Source organism: Methanoculleus sp., assembly GCF_030019085.1.
Classification (GTDB): Archaea; Halobacteriota; Methanomicrobia; order Methanomicrobiales; family Methanoculleaceae; genus Methanoculleus.
Genome location: NZ_JASEFJ010000039.1, coordinates 1 through 5,200 on the forward strand (window position 1 = coordinate 1; position 5,200 = coordinate 5,200).

The 5,200-nt window shown below is 57.7% G+C and carries 9 protein-coding genes; 5 read left to right on the plus strand and 4 right to left on the minus strand.

Annotated elements, in window-relative coordinates:
* Positions 1 to 50: 50 nt before the first annotated feature.
* From QMC91_RS09645 to QMC91_RS09655, 3 genes are all read right to left on the minus strand, one after another.
* On the minus strand, positions 51 to 215 hold the full coding sequence (locus QMC91_RS09645; RefSeq protein ID WP_300238031.1) for a hypothetical protein: 165 nt from the start codon (positions 213 to 215) through the stop codon (positions 51 to 53).
* Between the two features lie 34 nt (positions 216 to 249).
* Positions 250 to 1,431: an FAD-dependent oxidoreductase gene (locus tag QMC91_RS09650; RefSeq protein WP_300238032.1), complete on the minus strand. Its 1,182-nt coding sequence runs from the start codon at positions 1,429 to 1,431 to the stop codon at positions 250 to 252.
* A 75-nt stretch (positions 1,432 to 1,506) separates the two neighbouring features.
* Positions 1,507 to 2,007 carry a rubrerythrin family protein gene (locus QMC91_RS09655; RefSeq protein WP_300238033.1) on the minus strand — a complete coding sequence of 167 codons (501 nt, stop codon included), beginning with the start codon at positions 2,005 to 2,007 and terminating at the stop codon, positions 1,507 to 1,509.
* Between the two features lie 152 nt (positions 2,008 to 2,159).
* Between QMC91_RS09655 and QMC91_RS09660 the strand changes: the two genes are divergently transcribed.
* Positions 2,160 to 3,101: a cation diffusion facilitator family transporter gene (locus tag QMC91_RS09660; protein ID WP_300238034.1), complete on the plus strand. Its 942-nt coding sequence runs from the start codon at positions 2,160 to 2,162 to the stop codon at positions 3,099 to 3,101.
* Here QMC91_RS09660 and QMC91_RS09665 read toward each other — a convergent pair.
* Entirely contained in the window at positions 3,044 to 3,652 is a 609-nt protein-coding gene (locus QMC91_RS09665; RefSeq protein WP_300238035.1) for a flavodoxin family protein, read from the minus strand. The genes QMC91_RS09660 and QMC91_RS09665 overlap by 58 nt on opposite strands.
* 103 nt (positions 3,653 to 3,755) lie before the next feature.
* Here QMC91_RS09665 and QMC91_RS09670 point away from each other — a divergent pair, with 103 nt between their 5' ends.
* From QMC91_RS09670 to QMC91_RS09685, 4 genes are read left to right on the plus strand one after another with little or no spacing between them, the layout of a single operon-like run.
* The gene (locus QMC91_RS09670; protein ID WP_300238036.1) at positions 3,756 to 3,995 is read left to right on the plus strand and encodes a hypothetical protein; all 240 of its coding nucleotides are present in this window, start codon (positions 3,756 to 3,758) and stop codon (positions 3,993 to 3,995) included.
* Positions 3,996 to 4,006: 11 nt separating this feature from the next.
* Positions 4,007 to 4,132, plus strand: a complete 126-nt coding sequence (locus QMC91_RS09675) for a desulfoferrodoxin FeS4 iron-binding domain-containing protein (protein WP_300238037.1) — start codon at positions 4,007 to 4,009, stop codon at positions 4,130 to 4,132.
* Between the two features lie 5 nt (positions 4,133 to 4,137).
* Positions 4,138 to 4,488, plus strand: a complete 351-nt coding sequence (locus QMC91_RS09680) for a carboxymuconolactone decarboxylase family protein (protein WP_300238038.1) — start codon at positions 4,138 to 4,140, stop codon at positions 4,486 to 4,488.
* Positions 4,489 to 4,491: 3 nt separating this feature from the next.
* Positions 4,492 to 5,136, plus strand: coding sequence for a peroxiredoxin (locus QMC91_RS09685; RefSeq protein WP_300238039.1), 645 nt, complete (start codon positions 4,492 to 4,494; stop codon positions 5,134 to 5,136).
* The last annotated feature ends 64 nt before the right edge of the window (positions 5,137 to 5,200 follow it).

A 5,200-nucleotide genomic window follows, 5' to 3' on the forward strand; every position in this document is an offset into this window, starting at 1 on the left:
CGAGAGAGAACCTTTCATGCCAACGGCGGCTTACAGGTATACCTGACCTGTTACAGCGATTTTATACTCCCGATAGTCCCCATTACAACAATCCTCTCCTCCAGGACGGTGGCCACCCCTCTGACCTGTGCCGGCATACGGGCCTCCTTAAAGGCCCCAAGGATAGCGGGAATGTCACGTTCTCCCCGGATACGGAGTGTCTCTTCAAGTGTCATCTATTCCTTCCTCCTCTTTTGATGGTGCAATTCATTACCGAACCCCGGAGGGGTCGTCGCCGGAGAGTCCCTGCTGCAGTATATGGTCATGTGCCTCGATCGCCGCCTTTGCCCCCTCGCCGGCGGCGACGATGATCTGCTTGGCCCGGACGCAGGTCGCGTCCCCGGCGGCAAAGATCCCGGGAACGCTTGTGTGAGTATTCACGTCTATCAGGATCTCGCCCTTATCGTTCAACGCCACCAGGTCGCCAAGGAACCCTGTCTTTGGCATGAGCCCTATGGCCAGGAACAGTCCTGCGACGTTGAGTTCGGTCTCATTCCCGGTCTCTCTGTCGCGGATCGTGATCCCCGTCAGGACGTCCTGACCGTGGAGTGCGGTCACCTCGTGGTGAAGGTAGATCTGCACACCGAGCTCCTTTGCGCGGTTGACGTAGACCTCGTCGCATCGGAGGTCGCTCCTGACGATCATCGCCACGGAACTTGCGATCTTCGCCATCTCGATAGCGGTCTGGACAGCTGTGTTCCCACCGCCGACGACGGCAACGGGTCTGCCGCGGAAGAGCGGTGCGTCACAGGTGGCGCAGATCGAGATCCCGCGCCCCATCAGTCTTGTCTCCCCCGGGAGGCCGAGTGTCATTGGCTCTTTTCCAGGGGCCAGGATGACCGTCCTGGAGCGGAAGACGTTCCCGGAGGTTGTCCTGACCAGAAAGAGATCGCTCTCTCTTGCGATACTCTGGACGCTGTCAAGTTCAAGGCTGACATCAAACTCCCTGACCTGCTCCTCGAACTTACGGACGAGTTCCTCGCCTGTGATTGCCGTAAACCCCATATAGTTCTCGACCATCCAGCTCCAGGCGGCCTGCCCGCCGATATCCTCTGAGACAACGGCCGTCTTGAGGAGTTTTCTGGCAGAGTAGACAGCGGCCGTCAGTCCGGCGGGGCCTGCACCCACGATGAGCGTATCGTAGACCCGGTCGATCGCCGCCGTCCTGAAGACCTCGCGGAGCCTCTTTGCATCGAACCCTATGATCACCTCATCGCCGACGACCGTGACCGGCACCCCGCGCTGCCCTGAGATCCGGATCATCTCCCGCGCTGCCTCGCGGTCCTTCCCCACATCTACGACCTCATAATCGATGCCATACTTCCGGAGGAACGCCTGAACCATCCGGCAGTAAGGACAGCTCTCAGTCGTGTAGACCTTCACGCCTGCCATGGTGAAGAAGTAACACTGAAAGAGTATTTAACTTGCGGGGAGGGCAGCAGGATCTGATAAAAAGAAGAAAGTTGTTTACTGGATCTCGCGGAACATCCGTTGTGGGACGCCACAGATCGGGCACTTCTCCGGTGCCGTGCCGAGTTCGATGTTACCGCAGACTGGGCAGAGGAAGACCTTCTCCGCACCGAGGTCTTTTCCGTCCCGGACGGCCTCGAGCGCCTGGAGGTAGATGTTTGCGTGAACCTCTTCTGCGCGCATAGCGTGGGTGAAAACGATCGAAGCCTCGTTTTTGTGTTCCTTCTTTGCTTCGGCTACAAAGGCGGGGTACATCTCCGTGAACTCGTAGTTCTCGCCCTCCATCGCGGCCTTAAGGTTCTCCTCTGTGGTCCCGACGGCGTCCAGGAGGAAGAGGATCCGCTTTGCATGGATGGCCTCGGCCTCGCTTGCCGCCCTGAACAACTTCGCCACCGTCGAGTAGCCCTCGGCACCTGCCTTCTCTGCGAAGGCCGAGTATTTCCTGTTAGCCTGAGACTCGCCTGCGAACGCTTTCTGAGCGTTTTCTTCTGTTGGCATGATGAACTCTTTTCGGGACGCCCGTATTAAATCTTTCATCATCGTTCAACGAGAAATGACGTTTGATCTCCTGGTCTGTTTGTCTGTAGCTTCGGTTGGCTCATGCGTTCTTTTCGGAAACCCTATACCTCCCAGGATACTTATCGTGGTGTATGGAGGATGGTTTGACCCGGCAGGAGCCAGGAGGCGAAAGAGCGGATGCCCAGATCCAGGTACGGCGGGTATTAATCATCGTCCTTGTCCTGAATCTCGCAGTTGCGCTTGCAAAAGCCATATTTGGCCTGATCGCCGGCTCGGCGAGTATGGTGGCGGATGCCGTTCACTCTGGGTTTGACTCCTTCTCAAACGTGGTCGGGATCACCGCACTCCACTTTGCCGGGAAACCCCCGGACAGAGGGCACCCCTATGGCCACGGCAAGATCGAGACGCTTGGCACCCAGGTGATCGGCGGCATGCTCCTCCTGACCGCCGCCGGTATCATCTACGAGGGTGTCCTGAGACTCGTCGAACCCGTCCCCCCCGATATAACGGCGGTCACCGTCTTTGTCATGCTCGGGACTCTCGTCGTCAATATCTGTGTCTCCACCTACGAGAAGAGAAAGGGCCAGGATTACAGGAGCCAGATCCTTATCGCCGACTCGCAACACACCCGGAGCGACGTCTTCGTCTCTCTGTCGGTTCTTGGTGGTTTCCTGGTGGTCGGTCTCGGCTACCCGCAGGCTGACCCTATCATCGCTCTCGGTATCGGTCTCCTGATCGCCAGGATGGGGTTCAGGGTCCTCTACGAGGCAGCAGAGGTTCTCACCGACACGATGAACATACCCTGCGACCCCGAACTGATCCGGACTGTTGTGATGGAGACACCAGGGGTCACCGGCTACCACGAATTCCGGTGCCGTGGCAAACCCGATGAGATCCTTGCCGACATCCACATAACCGTAGACCCTGTCATCCCCGTCTTACGGGCGCACGAGATCTCGGCCGAGGTTGAGCGTCGGCTCAAGGATGCGGTGCCGGGGCTCGCCGAGGTGGTCGTTCACATAGAGCCTTCGGACCCCACAAGCAGCCGGCCGAGTTCAAGGCCCTTCCGGTAGGCCGCCTCAACAACCTCGGGCCGCGTCCGTATGTCCTGGATCGTGTCCATGTCGTTCTGGAGCACCTCGTTCCAGTAGGGACAGTCGATGATCTCCCCGAACGCCCGTGCGGTTGCTTTTGCACCCTCAAAGACGGATGGCAGGTTCATCCCGGCGATCGAGATGAAGAGCATCCTGCGTTTTTTCCGCCGTTCTGGTGATATAAAAGACCGGCCCCGGTGGTACTTTGCCATGTAGAAGACCTGGAACCTGTCCATGAACGACTTGAGTCTCCCCGGGATGCCCATCGTCATAACGGGGGTGGCTATGATCAGTCCGTCCATCTCCCGAAACATCCTGAAGTATCTCTCCATCCCGTCGTCGATCAGGCAGTTTTCACTCCCCATGCACTGGAAAAACTCCATGCAGGGCATGATATCCAGGTGAGCGACCTCGATCTTCTCGACCTCACAACCGGCCTCCTCTGCGCCTCTGATGGCCTCACCGAGGAGATAAGCGGTGTTCCCGTCGAGGAGCGGGCTTCCCAGCAGCGCGACTACCCTCTCTGGCATGATTGGAGGATTACGCGTGCGCCTATTAATAGGATGCGGATACCGTATGGTTGGCGGAACTGCTAAATACCTTGCGCGGCAATTATCGCTTTGGTGAACATCAATGGCTGAGCCAGAGACGAAAATAGCAAAAGCGGGAGAGAAGCCGGGCCCCGGCAGGTACATCTGCATCGACTGCGGGCGTGAGATCAAGATCGACAGCACAGACCAGGATCTCGTCAGGTGCCCCTCCTGTGCATGTGAGATGTACAACTGCCTCCCTATGACCCACATCAGGCCAGATATCAAGTCGCCTGAGGACGTCATGAATCCTCCAGAGAGGAAGAAATCAGGTAAGTCCTGAAGGTGGTATGAATGGTGAACGTATCGGCGGAAGGCCAGATTTACCGCTGTGAGATCTGCGGAAACGTCGTCCAGGTGCTGGAAGTCGGCGGTGGCGAACTGGTCTGCTGCGGTGAACCTATGGTGCTTGAGGAGTGATCGATATGGATGAGAAGAAACTCGAGGAGAAGATAGGAAAGGTTCCAGAGATCTTCAGGGAACTCAAGGAGACCGATCCCGACCTCTATGCAAAGGTTATGGGGCTTGACCAGGTGATCTGGGACGACGGCGCCCTCTCAAAGCAGACGAAGAAGATCATCGCGATCGCGATTGCAGCGGCGCTCCGGGACGGGCACGCCGTAAGGGCGCAGATGGCCGGGGCGGCAAACCTTGGTGTATCGAAGGAGGAGATCGAGGAGGGACTGCGGGTTGCGTTCCTGCTTGCAGGGATGCCAGCCTACGTCCATGGTAAGACCGCCCTCGAGGAGTATTTTGGTAAACGCCAGAGAAAGTAAGTTATGGAACCAGAAGAACAGCACAGGATGCCTGTGATCGGCGAACCGGCACCTGAGTTTGAGGCACTGACAACCCACGGCCCCCTGAAACTCTCTGATTTCAGGGGAAAATGGGTCATCCTCTTCTCTCACCCTGCCGACTTTACGCCGGTCTGCACCACCGAGTTCATGGCGTTCGCAGCTATCGCCGACGAACTCGCGAGGTTGAACGTCCAGCTCATCGGTCTCTCCATTGACAGCGTCCACTCACACCTTGCGTGGGTTCGGAGCATCAAGGAGAAGATGGGGGTCGAGATCCCGTTCCCGGTCATCGCCGACCTGGACATGAAGGTCGCCAGGCGTTACGGGATGATCCATGGCAAAGAGGGCACTACCGCGACCATCAGGGCGGTCTTCTTCATCGACGACAAAGGAATCCTGCGTGCCATGATCTACTACCCCGCGTCCAACGGCCGGTCCATGCCAGAGATCCTCAGGCTCATAAAGGCCCTCCAGACCACCGATGCGCATGGCGTCGCAACGCCTGCGAACTGGCAGCCCGGGGATAAGGTTGTCGTCCCTGCTCCACGGACTCCAGCAGAGATCGAGAAACGGTTGAAGGAAGGTTACGAGTGCAAGGATTGGTACCTCTGCTTCAAGCAGATCTAAAAACCCACTTTTTCGTATGAAAATGACCCCCGATTTTCATCCGGTATGCCTGTAGCCCTGACGG

What these genes read in the sequence shown, in the direction of transcription:
- QMC91_RS09645 (WP_300238031.1), bottom strand. Translation starts at nt 215, where the DNA reads ATGACACTTGAAGAGACACTCCGTATCCGGGGAGAACGTGACATTCCC.
- QMC91_RS09650 (WP_300238032.1), bottom strand. Translation starts at nt 1,431, where the DNA reads ATGGCAGGCGTGAAGGTCTACACGACTGAGAGCTGTCCTTACTGCCGG.
- QMC91_RS09655 (WP_300238033.1), bottom strand. Translation starts at nt 2,007, where the DNA reads ATGCCAACAGAAGAAAACGCTCAGAAAGCGTTCGCAGGCGAGTCTCAG.
- QMC91_RS09660 (WP_300238034.1), top strand. Translation starts at nt 2,160, where the DNA reads ATGGAGGATGGTTTGACCCGGCAGGAGCCAGGAGGCGAAAGAGCGGAT.
- QMC91_RS09665 (WP_300238035.1), bottom strand. Translation starts at nt 3,652, where the DNA reads ATGCCAGAGAGGGTAGTCGCGCTGCTGGGAAGCCCGCTCCTCGACGGG.
- QMC91_RS09670 (WP_300238036.1), top strand. Translation starts at nt 3,756, where the DNA reads ATGGCTGAGCCAGAGACGAAAATAGCAAAAGCGGGAGAGAAGCCGGGC.
- QMC91_RS09675 (WP_300238037.1), top strand. Translation starts at nt 4,007, where the DNA reads ATGGTGAACGTATCGGCGGAAGGCCAGATTTACCGCTGTGAGATCTGC.
- QMC91_RS09680 (WP_300238038.1), top strand. Translation starts at nt 4,138, where the DNA reads ATGGATGAGAAGAAACTCGAGGAGAAGATAGGAAAGGTTCCAGAGATC.
- QMC91_RS09685 (WP_300238039.1), top strand. Translation starts at nt 4,492, where the DNA reads ATGGAACCAGAAGAACAGCACAGGATGCCTGTGATCGGCGAACCGGCA.